The organism is Chryseolinea soli, from assembly GCF_003589925.1.
Lineage (GTDB): Bacteria > Bacteroidota > Bacteroidia > Cytophagales > Cyclobacteriaceae > Chryseolinea > Chryseolinea soli.
In genome coordinates this window covers 676,347-696,384 of the sequence record NZ_CP032382.1, presented here as the reverse complement: position 1 = coordinate 696,384, position 20,038 = coordinate 676,347, and the positions used below count along the sequence as shown (strand labels likewise).

Sequence of the window (20,038 nt, the reverse complement as noted above, 5' to 3'; positions counted from 1 at the left end):
TTTCTCACGCCAAAAGGGTGTAGAAATAATCGCATGACGGGGAAAAAGAATCCACATAACATTTTCCGATCTGGCAAAAATGGATGTGAAATCTATGTCTTCTGTTTTGGTACGAATCTTTAGGTTGATTAATCGTTCGTATTTTTAAATGAGATCCTTATGATAGACTATAGAATTATATTGAACATCTTGCGGAGCAACCTTCGCGACAGTTCAGCCCAGCGCTACAACAAAGAACGTTGTGCCTGGATCGCAGACGAGAATTTTATTGTTGTCCGACCGGGCACCAACGAATATCCAACCAAAATCAACTCGCTCAATGCCCTGCAATACATCGACCGCATCCGGCTGTTGTATTCATCCATCAGCAATGAACAATGATGATGGGAGGTGGCAAGATCAATTTTACCCGGGTATAGGTTTGAGCGACTAAACGTTGTTGCTGGACTCTTCTTTGTTGTTGTTTTTCTTCTTCTCCTTTTCTTTCTTCTTTTTCTCCTTTTCTTTCTTTTTTTCGGCTTTGCCTTTTTCTTTATCCTTATCGTCTTTCTTGTCAAAAATCTTCTGCAGGAAATTTTTCTTTTCTTCTTTCTTTGTGTCTACAGAAGCAATGTTGATCTCGTGATCGATGGACGGTTGAAGGGCCTGAATAAAGGCGTTTTCCAACACGTTATAGATCGCGCTCCAGACGTTGGTATCCGGATTCTTGAGGCTTCCTTTAAATTCAACCTTAGTGGCTACCTGGTCTTTTGGCTGATTTCGAAAGACCTCACCAACGGTTCCAACAAATCCTTCCCACATTTTTTGAAACACATTGTCTTTTCGGTCTTCCTTACCGAGCACGTCCAGGTCTTGGATGAGCGGCTTCACATAACCGGCGAAGTTTCCTTTCTTAGCGGCCACTTCGGCATATAGGCCAAAGTCGCCTTTGTTCACGTCCACCTTGGCGTAGGCCTGGAAGAACTCGTTCAACTTCACCAGGTTGGTGTGCTTCAGGTCGGCATTCATGTCGAAGGTGGGATCGTCGGCGAGTGGGTTCAGTTTTGCATTCAGGGAGAGCTTGCCTTCATAGAGGTCTGCCCGAATCGTGAGAGAGGCAGGCAAGAGGGCGGCGGAGTCGTAGCTGTTCCGGAGATTGAGTGCCTGGGCATAGGTGTGGGTTAGCGCGAGGTCCACTTTCGGTTTTGAGAATTCATCCTTGTACTGGATCTCGCCGTCGTTGATCTCGACCCGGTTCACTTTTAGCGGCATGAAATCGTCCAAAAGGTTTTTAAACCCCGTCGAATCGTTGCGCACTTGTTTGGGTTCAACTTTGTCTTTTGTGAAGCGGATCATGGGCCGTTCAAAAATCATTTCACCAACGATGGATCCGTGAAAGAGGGCCTTCCACTCTACGGAAAGGTCTACGCTGGAAGCGGCAAAGAACGGCGTCTCTTTATCTTTTGCGGTGTCAACTTTGTGGAGATAAATGCTATCGATTTTGTAAGCGCCCCGTATCAGTGCGATGTCCACGTCTTCAATATGACCCCGGTAGCCTTTCATGTTGGCCAGGGTTTTATTGAGATAATTTAAAACAATGTAAGGCAATAGGAGCCGGCCGGTCACCAACAGCACTACAAGACTGATGGTGATGATAACACCTGTTCTTTTTTTATGTTTAGTTTTCGCCGTGGTCATAAAATTCTCTTTGGAGGCTTAACCCGCGCTAATGGCCAGACCTGCGATTGATCGTGGTCGAAACGGATTTACCTTTTGATAAGACAGTGGAAAATTCATGCCAAAGGGTATCCCGTGGTCACTGCGGAATTTTATCTACAAGATTTGCTCCGAGGTCTCTTGACGCCTTCCAGGTCATCGCATCTCTGGCAATAAACCGGGCCTTCATTGTTCCGAATTTTCTATATAGATTTGAACAGCGCCCTGTGGAATCGTCTCGCCCTCTTTCTTCAACACGCCTGCCTTGTCAATCGACGATGCACCTATAGAAGGTTTCGTCCTGGAATATTTAAAACAAATTGTATGGAACAAAAAAAGATGCACTGCCTTGTGCTGGATGCAGTACAAGGTCATTCGCTGTCTATCGTGGAGATCTTGTCGATGGTGAAAAAAGCTATCGGGGGAAAGAATGAGGATCAGCTGGTGAATGCCTTGATTGGTTCAATGAGTTTTTTGTTAACGGCGAATTACATCCGTGTCTTTGAGGGCTACAGTTTTACGGGCGAAGAAACGGCCCTGGATAATTTTGAGGTTAACGTTGAAAGGCTCATGGGCTATGTAGACGATTGGAAGAAGTCGGATTATGTGGGAGTGAACTACAAGATCGCAATCACAGACGAAGGCATCGGTTTCTTTATGCGGAGTTGTAAAGTTCAATGAGCGGAAAAAAAACGGGGAGGAAGGCAAACGGACGTGCAAATACTGAAGTGCTCACCATTTTTTACTGAAGCTGTCACCATTCTGAAGAAACCAGGATCCGCCAGCTTTGTAGCACTAAAAAATGAATTTGCTTATGGAATCAAAAAACAAAATCGCCCTGGTCACCGGCGGTAACCGGGGATTGGGAAAGAACATGGCTATAAAACTGGCCGAAAAAGGAAACGACGTGCTCATCACCTACAACAACAATAGACAGGAAGCCGAAAATGTGGTGGCCGATATCAAAGCACTGGGAAGAAATGCTGCCGCACTCCAATTGAATGTGGGCGACAGCAAGACCTTCGATGATTTCTTTAAACGCCTGTCTGCTCAACTGAAGGAAAGCTTCGGCACCGAAAAGTTTGACTTTCTTATTAACAATGCGGGCATTGGCATTCACGCTTCGATCGCGGCAACAGAGGAACAAATGTTTGATGAATTGATGAACATCCATCTCAAAGGCGTTTTTTTCCTCACGCAAAAAGCGCTGCCGCATTTAAACGACAACGGCCGCATCATAAACCTTTCCACGGGACTGGCGCGTTTCACCACACCGGGTTATGCCGCCTATGCTTCCATGAAGGGTGGCGTTGAAGTGTTCACGCGCTACCTGGCAAAGGAAGTGGGATCCCGGGGCATCACGGCCAATGTTGTAGCGCCGGGCATTATTCAAACGGATTTTACGAAAGCCACCTTTGAACATGCACCCCAGGTCATAAAACATATCGAAGCCAACACCGCGCTGGGAAGAACCGGCGTGCCCGACGACATCGGTGGTGTGGTGGCCTTCCTTTGCACGGAAGAGGCACGCTGGATCAACGCACAACGCATCGAAGCTTCAGGTGGGATGTTCTTATAACCGCTTGGTCAACTGCGACGGGGGATCTCGTTGCAGACGCCTTCGTAGTGAACAAAGATATTGATCCACAACACCCGCGATAACCGGAAGGTGATGGGCAGGAACCCGAACACCACGGCCAGCAAGGTGACGACCATGAGGGTGGTGCTGATCTCGCTAACCAAAACCGAGAGGGCTACCCATACGGCAACAAAAAGGGCGGTGTTGATCGCATAGCTCACGAACATGGCCCCGTAATAATACCCGGGTTCCGGCTCGAACGATTGTCCGCAGCAAGCGCAGGTCTTGTTCATGGTGGTGAACTTGGTGGGATGATAGAGGGTGTCGGAGGGAAACATCTTGCCCTCGTGGCAACGCGGGCATCGGATGGCCAGCATGCTGTAGAATGTAGAACGGCTGAGGTCCATGGCGTTTTTTGTTTGATCTATCAAATAAACGTATCCGGAGCCTCCGTTGCACAGGACGGTTTAGCTATTCTATAGCACGAATCGTGGATTCTTTAAACTGTTCAGGCGTCAGGCCTGTCTGCTTTTTGAAGAATCGTATAAAATAGGACGTTTCCGTGAAATTCAGGGCATGCGCCACCTCGTTGATGGTGAGATCGGAATATGCAAAGTACCGTTTTGCTTCCAGGACCACACGCTCGTGGATCAGGTCGCTCAGGGTCTTGTTCAGATTCTTTTTGCAGATGTTGTTGAGATAGGATGCAGAGAGGTGCATGTGTTCGGCATACTCGGAGGGCTGCTTTAGGGTGGCGTAATGTTGGTCGATCAACGCCTCCAGTTTTCGAAGCTTAAAGGTCGTGCCTTGTGCGGCCTGCCCTTTCACATCGGTGGTGTAGTGACGGGCCACCTTCAACAGCACGATGTCCAGATAGCTTCGCAGGAGGCGCAGGTCTGGGGGGATCGGACGGTGAAATTCGGCTTGCATTTCCTGGAGTACCCGGTCCAACATCGGTTCGGCCTGCGGGCCCAGTTGGATCAATGGATTGGGGTGGAGCGAGTGAAAGAATGGAAAATCCAGCAAACTGTTTTCCGTCAACCCCATCCGATAGAATTCGGGTATAAAGAAAACGATATAGCCGTCGGTTCCGGGGGCCAGGTTCCAGGCATGCACCTGGCCGGGCGTCATCACAAAAATGGATCCGGGGCCAAGGTCATAAGCAACAAAGTCGATGTGGTGTTTGCCCGAGCCTTGGGTGATGTATAAAAGCAGGTAAAAGTCATGGCGGTGGGGCTTGCTGACAAACTCGTGTTGCTTCAGGTGGGTCTGAAGCTTCTCGATGTAGAAGAGGCTGTCGTCTGCCTTTTTGCTAAAGGTGTCGAGGCAATACACCGGGGTATGGTTGGAAGAGGAGCGCGTTGCCATCAATGCCGGGCTAGGTTAGAAGGATGCCTGCGGCAAAGCGTCCGGCGTCTCCCTTGCGGGCCGAGAAGAAATGCGCGTTGTTTTTTACCGAGCAAAGATTGGAGATTTCGATGACTTTGTCGTGCACACCGAATTCCTGCAGTTGGATTTGGTTGGCCTTCCAGAGATCGAGCTTTGCCTTGTCATCCGGCTGGGGGATCATCAGTCCGCTTTCTCTCCCAAACGCGTGGTGTACTGACTGCACGACTTCCTCGCCCACCTCATACGCATCCTGGCTCACCGACGGCCCAATGCCGGCGATGATGTCTTTTCCTTCCGTACCGAAGGCATCATGCATGGCGTGCAATGTTTTCTCGAGGATGCGGGCTACTGTTCCGCGCCATCCTGAATGCACGGCAGCGACAGCTTTGTTTGTTTTGTCATAGAGCAAGATCGGAACACAATCCGCCGACATCACAGCAATACACAAACCTTTCTGATTGGTCATCAGCGCATCCGTTTCCAGGAGCTCCGCCAAAGGCGTTTGTGACGTGACCCGAACGATCCGGGTCTTGTGCACCTGCGAGGGAAAGAACAAATGCCCATCGTCCACGCCCATGGCCTTCGCCAACAGGTGCCGGTTGCGCCGGACCAATTCTTTATCGGGTGTACTGGAAAAGCTCAAGGTAAATTCTTCGCCTGCCTCGTGTGTGCTGCGGTCGGTAACGAAATGTCTTATGCCGGGCGTCGCAGCAAGGTCATCAAATTGCCATAGATGAAGATCGTTGATCTGTGTTCTTTTCATGCTTGTTCAAATAAACAGCGTATCCAAAACCTGGTTCCAAATATATCCATAAAAACGGAAACGATTGCGCTCATACGAGTGAGCGTTCGGAAGCACGGGGCACAGGAATGGACGTATCTTAGCATTGGCAACGATGGAAATGCAGAGGAAAAATCTATGCTGTTGTCGTCATTTTTGCCTCTGAATTTATCACATTTTCGAAATCTTATCGTCGACGGAAACGTTTATATGTCGGGTGCTAACGCAACGTCTATGGAACGCACGAGCATCACCAGATTTTATTTTGCCTGACGCGATTTTCGCAGCAGGTTATGGACTTCATTCCGTGATATATGAAAGAAAATAGCAAGCATGTTGTAGTGGTCGGCGGCGGTTTTGCCGGCATCAACCTGGCCCAACAACTCTACAACAATCCTCACTTTCGCGTAACCGTCGTCGATCAGAACAACTACAATTTTTTTCCTCCCTTGCTCTACCAGGTGGCCACGGGTTTCCTGGAGACATCGAATATCAGCTTCCCTTTTCGAAAGCTTTTCCAGGGTAAAAGCAACACCAGTTTCAGACTGGGTGAACTACAGAAAATTGTTCCCGAAGAAAAAAAGATCGTCCTCTCCACCGGCGACCTGGGCTACGACTACCTCGTGTTGGCAACGGGCACAGAGACGAATTTCTTTGGCCTCGAGAACGTGAAGAAACATGCACTGCCGATGAAGACGGTGAATGACGCCATCGAAATGCGCAACTATCTCTTGCAAACGGCGGAGAAAGCTACGGTGATCTCCGATCCCGGCGAACGGAGAAAATTCGGATCGATCGTCATTGCCGGCGGCGGTCCCACCGGTGTGGAGATCTCGGGCATGTTGGCCGAAATGAAAAAGTATGTTTTTGCCAAGGACTATCCCGAGCTTAACATTTCTCAAATAAAGATCTTCCTCGTGGATGCATCCCCCACACTGCTGTCGCCGATGAGCGCGAAGTCGCAGCGTTATACGCATGACACGCTCACCGAAAGCGGCGTGACCGTGAAGCTGGATGTATCGGTGAAGGACTATGTGGACGATACGGTGATCTTAAGCAATGGCGAAAAGATCGAAACAAAAATTCTTATTTGGGCCGCCGGTGTTACGGCGAGGCTCTTTGAGGGAATACCCAAAGAAAGTTATGGTCGCGGCCGCCGGTTGCTGGTCGATGAACATAACAAGGTAAAAGGTGTGGACGCCATCTATGCTATTGGCGACACCTGTCTCCAGACGACAGACAAAAATTTCCCGGAAGGTCATCCGCAGTTGGCGCAAGTTGCCATCCAGCAAGGCAAGCTGTTGGCGAAAAACCTGGTGGCGCAAGAAACACAAAAACCGATGAAGCCTTTTGCTTACTACGATAAAGGGTCCATGGCCATCATCCGCCGTAACAAGGCCGTATGTGACCTTCCGAAAGGCTTGTTCTTCCGCGGTTTCATTGCCTGGGCGATGTGGCTTTTCATCCACTTGTTGTCGCTCATCAATTACCGGAACCGGATCAAGACCCTTTATAACTGGACCGCCGCTTACCTCACCCGAGACCAGTCCTTGCGGATGATCATACGGCCCAGCCGCAAAGAGTAAGCGTTCAAACCTGCATTTAATGAACGGCAGGATTCCACCTAAGCGAAAATGCAGGTGAAGGTGAACAATCCATGAGCAAGGTTGTTCCGTAAATGTTGTATCTTCGGACTCGGTTTTTAGGATCGCGAATCTTTACAGAAGTTCCTATGAGCTGTATCAGACACCTGCTCACAATTCACCAAACGGATTGGTCGGTCTACTCGGCCCTGACCACGGTAGAAGGCTTGTCGCGTTGGTGGACACCCCGCATAAACGGCGACCCCGGTGAAGGCGGCACCCTCCGGTTCTACTTCGACAATTATTATAAGGAAATGCAGGTCGTGAAAGTTGAACCCCCAAAAATGTTGGAATGGCGCTGCACGGAGGGAGTACCTGAATGGATCGATACGGTGATCACGTTCGAGGTCATCAAACGCTCAGAGGATGCATGCCAGTTGTTATTCAATCATGATAAATGGCCACCCTTTACCCGCCTGTTTTACCAATGCAACTACGATTGGGCCATGTTCCTGAGGAGTCTAAAAAAATACGTGGAGACCGGCAACGGCCATCCCTATCCAAATCAGCACGCCTGGGATGTGTCGGAAACGTTTGTCAGCTAATCGGCAACTTCAATCAAAAACAGACTATACTAAAATCTCGAGGGCAGCGAGCTTGAGTTGCTTGCGATATTGCGACGGGCTGATGCCGGCATATGTCTTGAACCATTTTGTAAAATTGGATGGATCGTAGGTGAGCCTGCGCGCCACTTCGTTGATGCTGTTGTTGGGATCCTGCAAAAGATCTTTGGCGATATCCAGGATCTTGTGTTCGTAGAAAAAACAGGGATGTTTTCCCGTGAGGTCTTTGATCACATTGCTCAAGTGCGTGGGGTGGATAAAAAGAAGGGCCGCAAAGTCGCGTAATTCCATCATTTCCTCCGCGGAACCGTTCAACACGTCCTCGAGATGCCGGTCCAGGAGGCGCAAGTAGTCTTTGAAGATCTCTTCGCTGCGTTGCATACCGTTTGGGGTTTAAAATATATCGTTAAAAATTCCAACACCGCTCGCGGGCCTTTCGTGCCTGGGTAAAATTGAGGCAAGGAAAGTCGCCGTCAAATTTTCGGGAGGAGGGCCGTCCGTTATATGGTGACTGCTTCAGTATTTTTGGGCTTTCCCCTGAAAATCCGGGTTCAAAGCCCATCCTAAGTTAAAGACGCAGGCGTCCGGGTTTTATTTTCCGCCGGTGAGCTTTGTTATTGGCGTCAGCTCCACTTTCCGGAATTCTACCTCGGCGCCCTCCGCCTGCAGGGCGATCTGTCCTTTGCTGGCCGTGCAGTTGGTGCCGTGGTTGACCAGGTCGCCGTTCACCCACACTTTGATAGCGCTTCCCAGGCATTCAACCACCATGGTGTTCCATTGGCCCAAAGGTTTCTCGGAGTTGTCGGTGAGATTCTTGATGCGGCGTTCTTTGCCCTCCGTGATGCCCCAGTCTTTTTTGGGGCCTCTACGCTTCTCCATATCCGGTACGGAAATGTCTTCGACGATACACCAGAAGTCGCCGGCGTTTTCATGCATCATCTGCGCCTCGATAGATTTTGGAAACATCTTGTATAACGAGCGCGGTGTTGAAGCATGCAAGAGCACCCCGCAATTGCCGGGCTTGCCGGGAAAGCGGTACTCCACCTGCAGCCGGTAATTCTGATAGATCGAGTCGGTAATAATGTGTCCTTCCGGGTTGGCCAGGCTCACCAGCATGCCCTGGCGAATAATGAAAGGCGTAGGCACGGAAGAATTATTGTCCATGTCGGGCACATCGATGTGCCACCCCGTAAAATCTTTCCCGTTAAAAAGCGAGTGCGTTTGGGCGTCGGCGGCAAAGGTTGAAAAACATAACAGGGCAAACAGGGAAACAGGAAGGAATTTCATATGGGGTCTGATTTCAGGTTGAAACGTTGAGGGATAAGATTTTTTTTGTTTGATCAGGCAGGTGAAGATAGCATTTTGTGAATAAATCACCGGTAGGGATATGCCGGTGAAACATTTCCGGTGAAGAATGGAAACCGGCCGATTTGATTTTTTTAAGTCGTCGCGATTGAACAATTTTAAGCTATGATACGGAAACCACCCGCCCTGGACCCTTATCCAAAAATATACCTGTACCGCCGCCTCGTACAAGCCAAGCTTTTCATCGACGATCATTACGCCGAAGCGATCGACATCGACAACATGGCCGACGAAGCCACCTTCTCCAAATTTCACTTTATCCGGCTCTTCAAAACCACCTACGGCAAGTCGCCACACCAATACCTGACCAGCGTCCGCATTGAGAACGCGAAACAACTTCTACAAACCGACATCACCGTAACCGAAACCTGCGAGCGCGTGGGCTTCAATAGCATCACATCTTTCATCGGACTATTCAAACGCGTCACCGGCCTCACGCCTTCGGCCTATCAGGAGCAGCAACACCACCGCCTTGCGGCCCTCCGCCAAACGCCGCTCCACTTTATCCCCAATTGCTTCGCCGAAAAGAAAGGCTGGACCTCACCCCATCCCAATCCTTAACACACGGCCGAAGCCCGAGGTCTGAAAATAGCAATTTTCAAGAGCCCTCTTTCCACGCATTGCCCCACCTTTACAACACAACAAACGCAAAAAAATATGATCACCAAAATGAACCACGTCAGCATCTTTGTGCTGAACCAAGACAGTGCGTATGACTTCTACGTAAACAAACTCGGCTTCAAAGTCCACACCGACGCACCCATGGGTCCGGGAGCACGCTGGCTCACCGTCTGCCCCCCCGAACAACCCGACCTGGAAATTTCCCTGATGCCCATCGAAGAAGGCATGATGTTCAAGAACGGCACCGCCAAACACATGCGCGAACTCGTCAAACAAGGCACCTTCGGTTTCGGAGTCTTCGAATGCAAAAACCTTCTGGCAACCTATGAAGAATTGAAAGCCCGGGGAGTGGAATTTACAAAAGCACCGACGAAAGAATTTTATGCTTTTGAAGCGTTGTTTAAAGATGATTCAGGAAATTGGTTTTCGTTGGGGGAGAAGAAATAGCAACCGGGAATCAGTAGCCAGTAGTCAGTAGCTTGCTCTCGGTATTCTGCAGCCAGAGTCTTGCTTCCTTTTTTCTTCATGCCCCAGCGCCGACTCCCAAATGCCAACGGCTGGCTACTATCCACTGACCATCAAATTTTTGGCTACTGACTACTGGCTACTGGCTACTGACTACTGGCTACTGAATTCTGGCTACTGGCTTCTGGCTCCTGACTACCTCCCTCAAGATCTCCACCGCCCGATCCTGTTCCCTCAACTGCAACGAAGCAAATCCCAACCGAAGTGCGTTATAATTTTTCGTGTGTGTATTATAAAGCGCCCCGTCACCAATAAGCAATCCCTTTTTCGCAGCATCTGCCGAGACCTTTTTGAGCTCGACATCATGAAACGTCGTCCAAATCGACATGCCTCCGTCGGGTAGCCTGAAGGTGATGTGGTCGTGGAGCTGGTCTTTTAGCAGTGCGGCAAAGTGATCGCGGCGTTCGTGATAGAGCTTGACTACTTTTTTGATGTGGCGACCCATGACACCGTTTTGATAAAGGGCTGCGATGGCGGCTTCCATCATGCTGTCGCCTTGCCAGTCCATGGAGCGGCGGAGGTGTGCCACGGCGTCGATGAAATTTTCAGGCGCAACGATAAATCCTACGCGCACGGAGGGGGCCAGCGTTTTGCTGAGCGTGCCGATGTAGATCACGTTTCCGTGTTGGTCCAGGCTGGCCATGGGCAGTATGGGGTTGCTCGCGTAATGAAAATCATAATCGTAGTCGTCTTCGATGATGGCGAACCGGTAGCGCGCGGCCAGATCCAGCAGGCGAATGCGCCGTTCGGGGGTTAAGGTTACCGTGGTGGGATGATGGTGGTGGGGGATGACGTAGATAAGTTTGATTTTTTTCTTTTTACACAAGGCTTCGATCGCGTCGACGTCGATGCCTTGATCGTCCACGGGCACGCGTTGGATTGTGGCGCCGGCCTGGCGGAACGTGAGGGTGGCGGCGAAGTAGCTGGGTTCTCCCACGATCACGGCGTCGCCGGGTTTGATGAGGAGTTGGGCGGTGAGGTAGATGCCCATTTGTGCGCCCTTGGTGATCATCACGTTGTTGGCCGTGATGGGCAACCCGCGCGTGTCGCTCAGGAATGGGGCGAGTGTTTCACGCAGGTAGTCGGGGCCTTTCGGCGAGCCGTATTGATAATATTTCCGGAAACCTCTCGACCGGGCCAGGGTCCGGAATTCGCGCAAGAACAAATCTGTCGGCGCCAGGCGTGTGTCGGGAAAACCGTCGTTGATGGCGAGCAGGTTCGGATCGCGGAATTGTCCGGCGGGGAAGGGAATGATCTTTTTCTCGTCGATGTGAAAAAATGTTTTCCCCGGATATTGTCCGATCTCTTCGCCCGGTTTGATCTTTTTTGGTTTGATGTCCGGCAGGTCGCGCACCACGAACGTGCCCTTACGCGGAAGCATTTCGATCCATCCCTGGGCCATCAATTCGTCATAGGCTGCCAACATGGTTTTTCGATGGATCCCGATGACCGCCGCCATTTCGCGCGACCCGGGTAATTTAAGCCCGCGGCGCAACGTGCCCCGGCGGATGTGGTGAATGATGGCGTTGGTGATCTGCAGATAAACCGGCGCGTCTGCTTTCCGGTCGAGGTGAATAAGGTCCCGTAAAACATGCATAGCTGGACTACCTTTGTTCTTATTTCTGGACTAGTATAATAGTCCAATAAAGATAGACTTTTGATGCACTAAATCGGATTCAACATGAAAAAATATCAAGACTTGGCCATCCTGCTGCTGCGCCTGGCCACCGCAGCAAATTTTTTGTCACCCGTGGCGAGCCGGCTCGGGTTTTGGGGTGAGCAGGGGAGTGGGTGGGATGCCTTTGTGGTGTACACCGGCGAAGTGAATTCATTTGCGCCGCCCGCCATCGTTCCGCTGTTGGCGATCGTCGCCACGACGTTGGAAACTATCCTGGCACTGATGCTCCTGGTGGGATGGATGACGCGCTGGGCGGCACTCGGCGCGGCTGGACTAACATTTATTTTCGCCTTGGCCATGACGTACTCCTTTGGCATAAAAAGTCCCCTGGACTATGCGGTGTTTGTGGATTGCACCTCCGCTTTTTTGTTGGCCACGATGCCCGCGTATCGTTGGAGTGTCGATCAACTATTGGATCGTCCATGAGCAAAGAATCGGATACACCTGGAGATTTATTGCCGGAATAAAAGGAAATTGATGAACACGCTTAATGCTCACCCCATGAAGTCAAATGAAGATGTGACCGATCAGCTTGCTGCACTGGAAAAGATGGCCCGCCAACTGGAGCCTTCTTCTTCCCAGCGACAAACCATCGCTCAACAGGCCTTCGGCTACATCGATGAATTTATCATCGCTCTACCCGATACTCCCGGCTATAAAGAAAAGCCCTGCGATGCACTTAAAGCGTTGACGATCGACGATCACGGGAAGCCGTTCGATCAACTGCTCCACCTTTTGCGCGACGAAGTAGACCAATCCGGCATTAACTCAGCAGCCGGAACCCACATGGGCTATATTCCTGCGGGAGGATTGTGGACGAGTGCCGTGGGCGATCTGCTGGCGGCGGCCGCGAACCGGTATGTCGGCATTTTTTATTCCAGCCCTGGCGCCGTGCGCATCGAGAACCAGTTGATCCATTGGCTTTGCACGGTCATGGGCTATCCCGCCACGGCCCACGGCAACCTAAGCTCGGGTGGTTCCATGGCCAGCCTCATTGCCATTCAGACGGCACGCGAGGCGCACCGCATCGATTCGACAAACGTCCGAAGGGCAGTTGTCTATTTCACGGCGCAGGCACATCATTGTTTACACAAAGCGTTACACATAACGGGATTGCACGAAGCGCAGCAACGCATCATCCCCATGAACGAGCGATATCAAATGGATGTCGGGGCACTCGCTGAAACACTGCGTCAGGATAAAGACAACGGCCTGATGCCATTTCTTGTCATCGGCACGGCGGGCACCACCGACACAGGCGCTATCGATCCGTTGAACGCCATCGCCGACCTCTGCGAGCAACACCATGCGTGGTTTCATGTGGATGCGGCGTATGGTGGATTCTTCAAGTTGCTCGGGGACATGGCCGTAAAATTCAAAGGCATCGAACGCTCGGATTCCCTGGTGATGGATCCACACAAAAGTATGTTTCTTCCCTACGGCACTGGCGTGGTGCTGGTCAAGGATGCTCAGACATTGCTCCGTACGTACGCCCACCAGGCGGCCTACATGCAAGACGCCTATGGTTTCGACGAGATCAGTCCCTCCGATTGCAGTCCCGAGTTGTCGCGACATTTTCGGGGTTTACGCATGTGGCTTCCATTGCACTTGCACGGCGTCGATGCATTCAAAGCCAACCTGCAGGAAAAACTTCTCCTCTGCCGCTATTTTCACGAAGCGGTAAAAGAGATGGGTTTCGAGACCGGCCCTGACCCGGACCTGTCGATCACCCTCTTTCGATATCCGTCGAAGGACAGCAATACCTTCAATCAACAATTATTAAAAGCCCTGCATGCCGACGGCCGCTGTTTCTTTTCCTCCACCCAGATCAACGGCCAGGTGTGGATCCGTTGTGCGGTGCTGAGCTTTCGAACCCATCGCCAGGAGATCGATCTTGCGTTGGGCATGGTGAAGGAAAATCTTGAAAAAATAAAAGCCTTGCCGGGAAGCAAGGCGCGATAGTAGCGGGTTTTTAAAGGCGCATCAGCGATGGAATAAGAGTCTGAAGTTTAGTAGCTTTAAATGACGGGCTACTCCTGCAATAGGACGGCCATACCTTACGTTACTAAACCGCTATACCTGTTCCCCATGAATGAGGATGATGCGTCGCCGGAATTGAAATGGTATTCGATCGGGAAATTGTGGCCGCTTTTGGTGAGCCTGGGCAGCGCCATGGTCATGCTGCTGGCATTTTTTATACCGTCGGTCCAGGATCAATGGGATCGGTACCAATCGCGCGAAGTCATCCAACAATACGAGCACCTCGGCGATCAGTTCTTTGATGAAGAACGTTTTGACATGGCCGAAAAGGCTTACGAGAAAGCATTCGAGATGTCGGAAGAAAAACGCCTCGACATTGAGGTGAAGCGACTCAACGCCAAGGTCAACCGGGTGAGCCTCGAACCGAAGTGGGGCGCCAAACCACCGGAGGATATCCAGGACATCGATTTTCAATTTCTTCTCCATCTCCAAAAAGACAAGACCGATCCGCGACAGCGCGTCTTCATCCTGAACAGCTATGGCATCTACCTCTCCGGTGTGGGCCGCACGGCCGACGCGCGCGCTGCCCTGGAAGAAGCCCTGCAACTTGATCCAAACGATGTGCTGGCCTACGTCAACCTGGGCAACCTGTTCGATCAAATGAAAGAGAAAGCGGAGGCGGAAAAATATTACCGGAAGGCATTGGCCTTGCAACCCACCAACATCCAGGCCCATTATAACGCAGGGCTTCTCTTTGCCGAGCAGAACCGGTGGCCGGAAGCGGTAAAAGAATTTGAAAGCGCGCAACAGCAAGATCCCGAGGACGTCGACATCGCGCGCGAACTTGCCAATGCGCGGCAGCATAACGAAGAAACACAATCCCCCCGACAACCTCCCGGCAATAAATAAGTAACTTACTTTAACGCCAGTCCAACATGTCAGGCACGACACACGCTACCAAAAGGCAGGTATGGAAGAATATCTTCCGCATCATCATCCCCCATCGTAAAAGATTTCTCATCGTGGTGGTCATCGGCTTGCTCAGCACCGGTGCCAACCTCATCGAACCACTCGTTTACCGTGAGGCGATTAACGATGTGGCCGGTTTGTTTGTGCAGCGCGCCAAAGACGAGACACGCAAAACGTTTTCCACCGACAGTCTCGACACCGACGACGACGATCCGATCAGCAAACTCATCGAGAAGGCAACGGCCCCGGCTGTAAAAGAATCGCACGGCAAAAATTATGTGGCTGCGCGCACGCCGCAACAGGCGTTGGAAACGCTCTTGTGGGCCGTCGCTATCATCTTTGCCGTGAACCTCATTGGACACATTCTTTGGTTGATTGGCGACAATATGAATGTGCGGTTGTCGTGCAAGATCGAGCAGGGGTTTATTCAAAACACATTTGCGCATGTGCTAAAGCTTCCGTTGTCCTTTTTCAGCAAGCGATCCAGCGCTGCCCTCAGCAAACAGATCAACCAGTCGGAAGAAGTGTCGGCAATCGTAAATGGATTTTCACAGGAGATCTTGCCGGAAGTGATCAGCCTCGTGGGCATCTTGATCATTATGTTTTGGCAAAATGTGCAGCTTACATTGATTGCGTTATCGATCATACCGTTCTATCTGCTGATCGCCTGGCGCTCGGCCAATCGGCTGGAGACCGGTCTGTCAAATTACTATGAGCGGTGGGAAGAAGTCTCTTCCCGCATGCAGGATGCTTTGGGTGGGATCAAGACCGTGAAGCTTTCAGGCGCAGAGGATCGCGAAGTGAAAGCCTTCCATACCATTTCAGACAAGGCCTACCGCGATTATGTAACGCGCAGCAAGCTGGCCAACAAGTATGTGTTTTGGGAAAACATTCTCACCAAATTTGCCAGCGCCCTGGTGCTGGGCTACGGCGGCTACCTCACCCTGGAAAATCAGTTGACCCCGGGTGATGTCGTGATGTTCGTGGCCTACCTGGACCGTCTCTACGATCCCATCGACACGTTGTCTAGCCTCTGGGTGAATCTCCAACAAAACGTGGCCTCCATCGCCCGGGCATTCAATCTATTGGACAACGGACACGGCGAGAAAAAAGGAAAACCCCTGATGATGGAACACGGCCGCGTAGAGTTTCGCGATGTTCACTTTGGTTATACGCCGGAAAAAGAAGTGCTGAAAGGCATCTCCTTCACGCTGGAACCTGGTAAAATGACGGCCTTGGTTGGAACATCCGGTGCCGGGAAGACCACCACGGTGGACTTGCTCATGAAACTCTACGAACCACAGGGAGGTGCGATCCTGATCGATGGTCACCCCCTGGCAGACCTGGATCCTTCGTCCGTCCGTCGCCACATCGGCATGGTGGCCGCCGATGGCGCCATTTTCCGCGGCACCCTCGCCGACAACATCCGCTACAAACGGCACGATGCCACGCTCGACGAAGTGAAAGCTGCTGCTGTAGCCGCCGGCATGCAAAGCACCTTGCAGCGTCTGCCCGAAGGATTAAAAACCAAGGTTGGAGAAAGCGGGTTTGGATTGTCGGTGGGAGAACGTCAACGTGTACAAATCGCCCGCGTGTTGGTGGCCAAGCCACGCATCCTGGTCTTGGATGAGGCCACGGCAAACCTCGACTACGCCACGGAAGCCGAAGTGAAGCGAACGATCAACGAGATCCGGAAAGAAAACACCGTCATCGCCATCGCCCACCGCTACTCCATGATCCGCGACGCCGACCAAGTGCTCGTGCTCTCCGACGGCCAGGTGATCGAATCGGGCACGCCCGATGAATTGATCGCCCAAAAAGGATGGTTCGCCCGCTTTGCCCAGGCACAAAACGACCCCGAACCGGAGGAAGCAACCGAAGATGAGGAAGTGGAAGACGAAGAGACCGAAGACGAAGAAACGGGAACCGACGCGTCATAAAAAAACCTGGCGGATTCCGCCAGGCTTTTTCACAAAACAAAAACAAAGATCCGTATCAGGTCGCTGCCCAGGCCCTATCGCCTTTCTTGTAAGGATAGGCGCCATCGTATCTTCCGGGCACGGGTAAAAAGCGCAAAGCCTTGGTCGATCCAACTTCCGACGTGAAGTAGCCCCACAACGTGAGCTGTTTCATCAGCGTGAAATAATGCTGGGGATCTTCTTCTTTTTTGGCGTCATGGTAATCCTTAGCGTCCTTGTCGACCTCTACCAACAGATCGTGTTTTTCTGTGGCGGAGAGTGACATGAAATCCTTGGAGAATTTTTTGTTCGAAGCTTCGTTCAGTTTGCCGATGCCGTCCATGAAGATCTTTTGATCTTTTTCTTCATAGCAGTCGGAAACGATGGTCTTCATGAACTCGCCGATCTTGGATTCTTTTGCGCCGGGCGAAGCCGCGGACGTGGGGAGAATGGTTTCGCCTACTTCGTCGAGGAAGGAAATGGTCTCCGGCGTGAAGGTGTTACCCGTTGCGGCCACTTCCGATTTTTTTGCGCATCCGCTCAGGAAAGCCTGGGAGCCAACAACGGTTCCCCCCAGGATCAGGCCTACGCGTGCTATAGCATCTCTTCTATTCATAATGCTTTACAAATTAGATGTTCATTTTCTTTAATTCGCTCACGGCGTGCTCTGCGGCGCGTGCCGTAAAGGCCATATACGTAAGCGACGGGTTCTGACAGGCAGCCGAGGTCATAAACGATCCATCCGTGATGAACACGTTCTGAGCATCCCAAACCTGGTTGAACTTATTCAGCACCGACGTTTTAGGATCTTTACCCATGCGGGCTGTTCCCATTTCGTGGATACCGCGGCCGGGTGTGCCGTCGCCGATGTGACCTTTCACGTTCTTTACGCCCGCGGCTTCCAGCATTTCGACGCCGTCGTTCAACATATCCTGGCGCATTTTGTTCTCATTCTCCTTAAGTTCACAGTCAATAGCCAGTACGTTGAGACCCCATTTGTCTTTCTTGGTCTTGTCGAGCGTGGCTTTGTTGTCGTGGTAGGGGAGGATCTCGCCGAAGCCGCCGATGCCCATCGTCCAGGGTCCGGGTTCACTCAGGGCTTCCTTGTATTCTACACCGATACTGTACTCAGGCACGATGCGGCCCCATCCTTCGCGGCTGGCACCACCCTGGTAGCCGAAGCCACGGATGTAGTCGCGTTTCTCGCCGAACATGTTGCGGTAGCGGGGGATGTAAATACCATTGGGGCGATTGCCATAAACATATTTGTCTTCATAGCCGTCCACATGTCCGTAGGAATAAACCCCCAGGTGGTGGTCCATCAGGTTGTGGCCCAGCTCGCCGCTGCTGCTACCCAAGCCCTCGGGCCAGATGTCGGTAGCCGAGTTCATGAGGATCCACGAGGTGTTCAGGGTGGAGGCGTTCAGGAAAATGATCTTGGCTTTGTATTCGTAGGTTTGGTTAGTCTGTGCATCCAATACTTCTACACCCGTAGCTTTCTTCTTGTCTTTATCATAGAGCACTTTGGTCACGATGCTCCACGGACGCAGGGTCAGGTTGCCCGTCTTCACGGCGGCGGGCAAAGTGGATGACTGTGTGCTGAAGTATCCACCAAACGGGCAGCCCAAACCACACTTGTTGCGGTATTGGCACTGTGTACGGCCGGCGAGCGGGCCTGTCACGTGAGCGGCGCGGCCGATGATCATGTGGCGTTTGCCTTTATAATGTTCTTTGATGCGGGCGGCGACGTCCTTTTCTACGACGGTCATGTCCATCGGCGGGAGGAACTGTCCGTCGGGGAGGTGTTCGATGCCGTCTTTGTTGCCGCTGATGCCGGCAAATTTTTCTACGTAGTCGTACCACGGCGCAAGTTCTTTGTAGCGAACCGGCCAATCTACGGCGATGCCTTCTTTGGCGTTGGCTTCGAAATCGAGGTCACTGAGGCGGTAGCTTTGCTTGCCCCACATCAGGGAACGGCCGCCCACGTGATAACCGCGGAACCAGTCGAAACGCTTCACTTCCGTATAGGGACAATCCTTGTCGCTGGCCCACCAGTCGGTATTGATTTCGTTCAGCGGATAATCACGCTTTAGCACCGGGTATTCCTCAACCAGTTTCAACGGTGCTTTGCCGCGATGCGGAAATTCCCACGGTGCCTTGTTGGTCTGGGTGTAGTCCTTCACGTGTTCTATATTCTGGCCACGTTCCAGCATGATTACCTTCAACCCTTTTTCACAAAGCTCCTTTGCTGCCCAGCCTCCGCTAATTCCCGAGCCGACAACAATGGCATCATAAACATTCTCACTCATAGATTAGACATTTAATGAGGCATATTACGAATTGTTTGTCATTGTTGCATCCTGACCGAGCCGTAAATGCGTATGATTTACACTTAAGGTATTCTTGAAGGAAGAAATCGACCGCCAAATAATAAGCGTTCTAAATAAGTGAGCGTTGCACAACGTATACCTTGATAAAATATGGGGTGAGGACAAACGGAAATGTTTGGCCTGGGATGGATATTTCGCCCGCGGAAACCCCTACACCGTGATTTCCCGGAGAACGATCTCGTTGTTCACCACCGAATAGAACGACGTGGGGATTTCCTGGCGCGCTTTGAAGTAGTCGGTGTACTCCGGCGAAAAGGTAATGCGGTTCTCCAGTGCCTCATTGTAGTTCCCCGTCAGGGCCATGAACAGCTCGCATACTTCGCGTACCCCAAATTGGGAGCCGTCGTGCGCTGTAGCGTAGTCGGCCAGATTATTTTCCACCACATAGTTCCGGAACATGGGGTTGGCCTTGCGGCTGATGAGCATCCGCACCCCGCAGATGCGGGCCAAGGACAGGTCCAGCACGTCGTCGAACACAAACAGGATGTTCTCGTTCTTCAACCCGAAGGTTTCCTCAAAATGTTTCAGTGCGATGGTCTTGTCTTTCACCTGGTAGTAGACCCGGTGAAAATGCTCGCGTGCCCCATACCGAAACGAGATCCGGTTCTCTTCCCCCGACAGCACGGCGCAGTAAGGCATTTTGCCGGTGGCCATCCAACTGCTCAGCCGCAACAGGTTGGTGCCCATGGCGTCGGTTTCGCTGAAGGTGCTGCTGCCGTGTTCATTTTTTGATCCGTCGTTGAACACGCCGTCCCAATCGAACACAAAGGCCCTGATGTGTTTTAATTTCTCCGCCAGGGTCTCGATCGGCGTAACAAACTGGCCTCCGGGGGCGGTGAAAATTTTTTCGATGTTCTTCATGATGGGTTGGATCAAACAAATAAAATAAAAAGGGCCTGTAT

Annotated in this window: 21 protein-coding genes; 11 read left to right on the top strand and 10 right to left on the bottom strand. The window is 51.5% G+C overall.

The features are described 5' to 3' along the window. Positions 1-159 precede the first annotated feature (159 nt). Entirely contained in the window at positions 160-381 is a 222-nt protein-coding gene (locus tag D4L85_RS02775) for a hypothetical protein (RefSeq protein WP_160143503.1), read from the top strand. A 48-nt stretch (positions 382-429) separates the two neighbouring features. Here the strand turns inward: D4L85_RS02775 and D4L85_RS02770 are convergent, their stop codons facing one another. Next, on the bottom strand, positions 430-1,677 hold the full coding sequence (locus D4L85_RS02770; protein ID WP_119752887.1) for a DUF748 domain-containing protein: 1,248 nt from the start codon (positions 1,675-1,677) through the stop codon (positions 430-432). A gap of 342 nt (positions 1,678-2,019) precedes the next feature. Between D4L85_RS02770 and D4L85_RS02765 the strand changes: the two genes are divergently transcribed. Further along, positions 2,020-2,376 (top strand): hypothetical protein, encoded by a 357-nt coding sequence (locus tag D4L85_RS02765; RefSeq protein ID WP_119752886.1) that lies wholly within the window; start codon positions 2,020-2,022, stop codon positions 2,374-2,376. A gap of 133 nt (positions 2,377-2,509) precedes the next feature. Continuing rightward, on the top strand, positions 2,510-3,274 hold the full coding sequence (locus tag D4L85_RS02760) for an SDR family NAD(P)-dependent oxidoreductase (protein ID WP_119752885.1): 765 nt from the start codon (positions 2,510-2,512) through the stop codon (positions 3,272-3,274). Positions 3,275-3,282: 8 nt separating this feature from the next. Here the strand turns inward: D4L85_RS02760 and D4L85_RS02755 are convergent, their stop codons facing one another. The 3 genes from D4L85_RS02755 to pgeF form a co-directional block, all read right to left on the bottom strand. Then, on the bottom strand, positions 3,283-3,681 hold the full coding sequence (locus tag D4L85_RS02755; RefSeq protein WP_119752884.1) for a DUF983 domain-containing protein: 399 nt from the start codon (positions 3,679-3,681) through the stop codon (positions 3,283-3,285). 64 nt (positions 3,682-3,745) lie between these two features. Further along, positions 3,746-4,642, bottom strand: coding sequence for a helix-turn-helix domain-containing protein (locus D4L85_RS02750; protein WP_119752883.1), 897 nt, complete (start codon positions 4,640-4,642; stop codon positions 3,746-3,748). Between the two features lie 10 nt (positions 4,643-4,652). Further along, complete coding sequence (pgeF, locus tag D4L85_RS02745) at positions 4,653-5,426, bottom strand: peptidoglycan editing factor PgeF (protein ID WP_119752882.1); 774 nt, start codon at positions 5,424-5,426, stop codon at positions 4,653-4,655. A gap of 332 nt (positions 5,427-5,758) precedes the next feature. On the opposite strand from pgeF, the gene D4L85_RS02740 reads away from it, so the two are divergent. Next, positions 5,759-7,030, top strand: a complete 1,272-nt coding sequence (locus D4L85_RS02740) for an NAD(P)/FAD-dependent oxidoreductase (RefSeq protein ID WP_119752881.1) — start codon at positions 5,759-5,761, stop codon at positions 7,028-7,030. A gap of 146 nt (positions 7,031-7,176) precedes the next feature. Then, on the top strand, positions 7,177-7,632 hold the full coding sequence (locus tag D4L85_RS02735) for an SRPBCC family protein (protein ID WP_160143502.1): 456 nt from the start codon (positions 7,177-7,179) through the stop codon (positions 7,630-7,632). Between the two features lie 24 nt (positions 7,633-7,656). Here D4L85_RS02735 and D4L85_RS02730 read toward each other — a convergent pair whose 3' ends face one another. Then, entirely contained in the window at positions 7,657-8,031 is a 375-nt protein-coding gene (locus D4L85_RS02730) for a helix-turn-helix domain-containing protein (protein WP_119752879.1), read from the bottom strand. Between the two features lie 210 nt (positions 8,032-8,241). Continuing rightward, complete coding sequence (locus D4L85_RS02725) at positions 8,242-8,937, bottom strand: 3-keto-disaccharide hydrolase (protein WP_119758628.1); 696 nt, start codon at positions 8,935-8,937, stop codon at positions 8,242-8,244. A 183-nt stretch (positions 8,938-9,120) separates the two neighbouring features. On the opposite strand from D4L85_RS02725, the gene D4L85_RS02720 reads away from it, so the two are divergent. Both D4L85_RS02720 and D4L85_RS02715 read left to right on the top strand, forming a co-directional pair. Continuing rightward, on the top strand, positions 9,121-9,576 hold the full coding sequence (locus D4L85_RS02720) for a helix-turn-helix domain-containing protein (protein WP_119752878.1): 456 nt from the start codon (positions 9,121-9,123) through the stop codon (positions 9,574-9,576). Between the two features lie 96 nt (positions 9,577-9,672). Then, the gene (locus D4L85_RS02715; protein ID WP_119752877.1) at positions 9,673-10,083 is read left to right on the top strand and encodes a VOC family protein; all 411 of its coding nucleotides are present in this window, start codon (positions 9,673-9,675) and stop codon (positions 10,081-10,083) included. 178 nt (positions 10,084-10,261) lie between these two features. On the opposite strand, the gene pdxR is transcribed toward D4L85_RS02715, so the two are convergent. Then, entirely contained in the window at positions 10,262-11,758 is a 1,497-nt protein-coding gene (gene pdxR, locus D4L85_RS02710) for a MocR-like pyridoxine biosynthesis transcription factor PdxR (protein WP_119752876.1), read from the bottom strand. A gap of 84 nt (positions 11,759-11,842) precedes the next feature. Between pdxR and D4L85_RS02705 the strand changes: the two genes are divergently transcribed. From D4L85_RS02705 to D4L85_RS02690, 4 genes are all read left to right on the top strand, one after another. Next, positions 11,843-12,265, top strand: coding sequence for a DoxX family protein (locus D4L85_RS02705; protein WP_119752875.1), 423 nt, complete (start codon positions 11,843-11,845; stop codon positions 12,263-12,265). Between the two features lie 51 nt (positions 12,266-12,316). After that, the gene (locus tag D4L85_RS02700; protein ID WP_228450750.1) at positions 12,317-13,801 is read left to right on the top strand and encodes a pyridoxal phosphate-dependent decarboxylase family protein; all 1,485 of its coding nucleotides are present in this window, start codon (positions 12,317-12,319) and stop codon (positions 13,799-13,801) included. Positions 13,802-13,927: 126 nt separating this feature from the next. Further along, positions 13,928-14,728, top strand: coding sequence for a tetratricopeptide repeat protein (locus D4L85_RS02695; protein ID WP_160143501.1), 801 nt, complete (start codon positions 13,928-13,930; stop codon positions 14,726-14,728). A 26-nt stretch (positions 14,729-14,754) separates the two neighbouring features. Further along, the gene (locus D4L85_RS02690; RefSeq protein ID WP_119752873.1) at positions 14,755-16,728 is read left to right on the top strand and encodes an ABC transporter ATP-binding protein; all 1,974 of its coding nucleotides are present in this window, start codon (positions 14,755-14,757) and stop codon (positions 16,726-16,728) included. Positions 16,729-16,783: 55 nt separating this feature from the next. On the opposite strand, the gene D4L85_RS02685 is transcribed toward D4L85_RS02690, so the two are convergent. The 3 genes from D4L85_RS02685 to D4L85_RS02675 all read right to left on the bottom strand — a co-directional run bounded on the left by D4L85_RS02685 (position 16,784) and on the right by D4L85_RS02675 (position 19,997). Next, positions 16,784-17,362 (bottom strand): gluconate 2-dehydrogenase subunit 3 family protein, encoded by a 579-nt coding sequence (locus tag D4L85_RS02685; RefSeq protein ID WP_119752872.1) that lies wholly within the window; start codon positions 17,360-17,362, stop codon positions 16,784-16,786. A gap of 13 nt (positions 17,363-17,375) precedes the next feature. Then, positions 17,376-19,055 carry a GMC oxidoreductase gene (locus D4L85_RS02680; RefSeq protein ID WP_119752871.1) on the bottom strand — a complete coding sequence of 560 codons (1,680 nt, stop codon included), beginning with the start codon at positions 19,053-19,055 and terminating at the stop codon, positions 17,376-17,378. A gap of 231 nt (positions 19,056-19,286) precedes the next feature. Beyond that, a complete protein-coding gene (locus D4L85_RS02675; protein WP_119758626.1) occupies positions 19,287-19,997 on the bottom strand; it encodes a phosphatase in 711 nt (236 codons plus the stop codon). Positions 19,998-20,038: the final 41 nt, after the last annotated feature.

Excerpts from the sequence above, each read along its gene's own strand:
- D4L85_RS02775 (WP_160143503.1), top strand. The coding sequence starts at position 160 with ATGATAGACTATAGAATTATATTGAACATCTTGCGGAGCAACCTTCGC.
- D4L85_RS02770 (WP_119752887.1), bottom strand. The coding sequence starts at position 1,677 with ATGACCACGGCGAAAACTAAACATAAAAAAAGAACAGGTGTTATCATC.
- D4L85_RS02765 (WP_119752886.1), top strand. The coding sequence starts at position 2,020 with ATGGAACAAAAAAAGATGCACTGCCTTGTGCTGGATGCAGTACAAGGT.
- D4L85_RS02760 (WP_119752885.1), top strand. The coding sequence starts at position 2,510 with ATGGAATCAAAAAACAAAATCGCCCTGGTCACCGGCGGTAACCGGGGA.
- D4L85_RS02755 (WP_119752884.1), bottom strand. The coding sequence starts at position 3,681 with ATGGACCTCAGCCGTTCTACATTCTACAGCATGCTGGCCATCCGATGC.
- D4L85_RS02750 (WP_119752883.1), bottom strand. The coding sequence starts at position 4,642 with ATGGCAACGCGCTCCTCTTCCAACCATACCCCGGTGTATTGCCTCGAC.
- pgeF (WP_119752882.1), bottom strand. The coding sequence starts at position 5,426 with ATGAAAAGAACACAGATCAACGATCTTCATCTATGGCAATTTGATGAC.
- D4L85_RS02740 (WP_119752881.1), top strand. The coding sequence starts at position 5,759 with ATGAAAGAAAATAGCAAGCATGTTGTAGTGGTCGGCGGCGGTTTTGCC.
- D4L85_RS02735 (WP_160143502.1), top strand. The coding sequence starts at position 7,177 with ATGAGCTGTATCAGACACCTGCTCACAATTCACCAAACGGATTGGTCG.
- D4L85_RS02730 (WP_119752879.1), bottom strand. The coding sequence starts at position 8,031 with ATGCAACGCAGCGAAGAGATCTTCAAAGACTACTTGCGCCTCCTGGAC.
- D4L85_RS02725 (WP_119758628.1), bottom strand. The coding sequence starts at position 8,937 with ATGAAATTCCTTCCTGTTTCCCTGTTTGCCCTGTTATGTTTTTCAACC.
- D4L85_RS02720 (WP_119752878.1), top strand. The coding sequence starts at position 9,121 with ATGATACGGAAACCACCCGCCCTGGACCCTTATCCAAAAATATACCTG.
- D4L85_RS02715 (WP_119752877.1), top strand. The coding sequence starts at position 9,673 with ATGATCACCAAAATGAACCACGTCAGCATCTTTGTGCTGAACCAAGAC.
- pdxR (WP_119752876.1), bottom strand. The coding sequence starts at position 11,758 with ATGCATGTTTTACGGGACCTTATTCACCTCGACCGGAAAGCAGACGCG.
- D4L85_RS02705 (WP_119752875.1), top strand. The coding sequence starts at position 11,843 with ATGAAAAAATATCAAGACTTGGCCATCCTGCTGCTGCGCCTGGCCACC.
- D4L85_RS02700 (WP_228450750.1), top strand. The coding sequence starts at position 12,317 with ATGAACACGCTTAATGCTCACCCCATGAAGTCAAATGAAGATGTGACC.
- D4L85_RS02695 (WP_160143501.1), top strand. The coding sequence starts at position 13,928 with ATGAATGAGGATGATGCGTCGCCGGAATTGAAATGGTATTCGATCGGG.
- D4L85_RS02690 (WP_119752873.1), top strand. The coding sequence starts at position 14,755 with ATGTCAGGCACGACACACGCTACCAAAAGGCAGGTATGGAAGAATATC.
- D4L85_RS02685 (WP_119752872.1), bottom strand. The coding sequence starts at position 17,362 with ATGAATAGAAGAGATGCTATAGCACGCGTAGGCCTGATCCTGGGGGGA.
- D4L85_RS02680 (WP_119752871.1), bottom strand. The coding sequence starts at position 19,055 with ATGAGTGAGAATGTTTATGATGCCATTGTTGTCGGCTCGGGAATTAGC.
- D4L85_RS02675 (WP_119758626.1), bottom strand. The coding sequence starts at position 19,997 with ATGAAGAACATCGAAAAAATTTTCACCGCCCCCGGAGGCCAGTTTGTT.